Source organism: Niveibacterium sp. 24ML (genome assembly GCF_026586805.1).
Taxonomy (GTDB): domain Bacteria; phylum Pseudomonadota; class Gammaproteobacteria; order Burkholderiales; family Rhodocyclaceae; genus Niveibacterium.
In genome coordinates this window covers 1-2,451 of the sequence record NZ_JAPFHA010000058.1, presented here as the reverse complement: position 1 = coordinate 2,451, position 2,451 = coordinate 1, and the positions used below count along the sequence as shown (strand labels likewise).

The 2,451-nt window shown below is 67.4% G+C and carries 1 protein-coding gene; it reads left to right on the top strand.

The genetic code is table 11. The features are described 5' to 3' along the window. Positions 1-2,451, top strand: a 2,451-nt coding sequence (locus OPU71_RS21110) for a beta strand repeat-containing protein (RefSeq protein WP_267730079.1), incomplete at both ends; no start/stop codon positions are given.

Genomic DNA, 2,451 nt, shown 5'->3' with positions numbered 1-2,451 from the left:
ACACCGTTGCGCTCGACACCACCGGCGCCTTCAGCGACAAGAACGCCGGCACCGGCAAGACGGTGGCGGTGAGCGGCGTACTCAGCGGCGCCGATGCCGGCAACTACACCGTCAGCCACAACACCATGACCACCGCCGACATCAGCGCCAAGGCGATAAACGGCACGATCAGCGCCAGCGGCAAGACCTACGACGGCACCACGGTCGCGACCACCTCGGGTTCCCTCACAGGCCTCGTCACGGGTGACACCGTTGCGCTCGACACCACCGGCGCCTTCAGCGACAAGAACGCCGGCACCGGCAAGACGGTGGCGGTGAGCGGCACGCTCAGCGGCGCGGATGCGGGCAACTACACGGTCAGCAGCAACACCACGGCCATCGCAGACATCAGCGCCAAGGCGATCAGCGGCACGATTACCGCGACCAGCAAGACCTACGACGGCACGACCGCTGCGACCACCTCGGGTTCCCTCACAGGCCTCATCACGGGTGACACCGTGGCGCTTGACACCTCCGGCGCGTTCAGCGACAAGAACGCCGGCACCGGCAAGACGGTGGCGGTGAGCGGCACGCTCAGCGGTGCCGATGCGGGCAACTACACGGTCAGCAGCAACACCACGACCACCGCCGACATCAGCGCCAAATCAATCAGCGGCACGATCAGTGCGACCAGCAAGACCTACGACGGCACAACCGCTGCGACCACCTCGGGTTCCCTCACAGGCCTCATCACGGGCGACACCGTTGCGCTCGACACCACCGGCACCTTCAGCGACAAGAACGCCGGCACCGGCAAAACGGTGGCGGTGAGCGGCACGCTCAGCGGCGCCGATGCGGGCAACTACACCGTCAGCCACAACGCCACGACCACCGCCGACATCAGCGCCAAGGCGATCAACGGCACGATCAGCGCCAGCGGCAAGACCTACGACGGCACCACGGCCGCAACCACCGCCGGCAGCCTCGCTGGCGTCGTTGCGGGGGACGCCGTTGCGCTCGACACCACCGGCGCCTTCAACGACAAAAACGCCGGCACCGGCAAGACGGTGACGGTGAGTGGCACGCTCAGCGGTGCCGATGCGGGCAACTACACGGTCAGCCACAACACTACGGCCTTCGCTGACATCAGCGCCAAGGCGATCAATGGCACGATCAGCGCCAGCGGCAAGACCTACGACGGCACCACGGCCGCGATCACCGCAGGCAGCCTGGCCGGCGTGGTGGCGGGGGATAGCGTGGCACTGAACACCACCGGCGCCTTCAACGACAAGAACGCCGGCACCGGCAAGACAGTGGCGGTGAGCGGGACCTTGTCGGGGGCGGATGCGGGCAACTACACGGTCAGCAGCAACACCACGGCCATCGCTGACATCAGCGCCAAGGCGATCAGCGGCACGATCATCGCCGACGGCAAGACCTACGACGGCACCACAGCCGCGACCACCGCAGGCAGCCTGGCGGGTGTGGTGGCGGGTGACGCCGTTGCACTGACGACGGCCGGCACCTTCAGCGACAAGAACGCCGGCACCGGCAAGACAGTGGCGGTGAGCGGCACGCTCAGCGGCGCGGATGCGGGCAACTACACGGTCAGCAGCAACACCACGGCCATCGCCGACATCAGCGCCAAGGCGATCAACGGCACGATCAGCGCCAGCGGCAAGACTTACGACGGCACCACGGCCGCGGCCACCGCGGGCAGCCTCTCGGGGGTTGTGAGTGGTGACGCCGTGGCACTGAACACCACCGGCGCCTTCAACGACAAGAACGCCGGCACCGGCAAGACGGTTGCAGTGAGCGGCGTACTCAGCGGCGCCGATGCCGGCAACTACACGGTTGCAAGCAACACGACTACCACCGCCGACATCAGCGCCAAGGCGATCAGCGGCACGATCAGTGCCAGCGGCAAGACCTACGACGGCACCACGGCCGCAACCACCGCCGGCAGCCTCGCTGGCGTCGTTGCGGGCGACACCGTTGCGCTCGACACCTCCGGCGCGTTCAGCGACAAGAACGCCGGCACCGGCAAAACGGTGGCGGTAAGCGGTGCGCTCAGCGGTGCCGATGCCGGCAACTACACGGTTGCAAGCAACACGACTACCACCGCCGACATCAGCGCCAAGGCAATCAACGGCACGATCAGCGCCAGCGGCAAGACCTACGACGGCACCACGGCCGCGACCACCGCGGGCAGCCTTTCGGGGGTTGTGAGTGGTGACGCCGTGGCACTGAACACCACCGGCGCCTTCAGCGACAAGAACGCCGGCACTAGCAAGACGGTGGCGGTGAGCGGCACGCTCAGCGGCGCCGATGCGGGCAACTACACGGTCAGCCACAACACTACGGCCTTCGCTGACATCAGCGCCAAGGCAATCAACGGCACGATCAGCGCCAGCGGCAAGACCTACGACGGCACCACGGCCGCAACCACCGCCGGCAGCCTCGCTGGCGTCG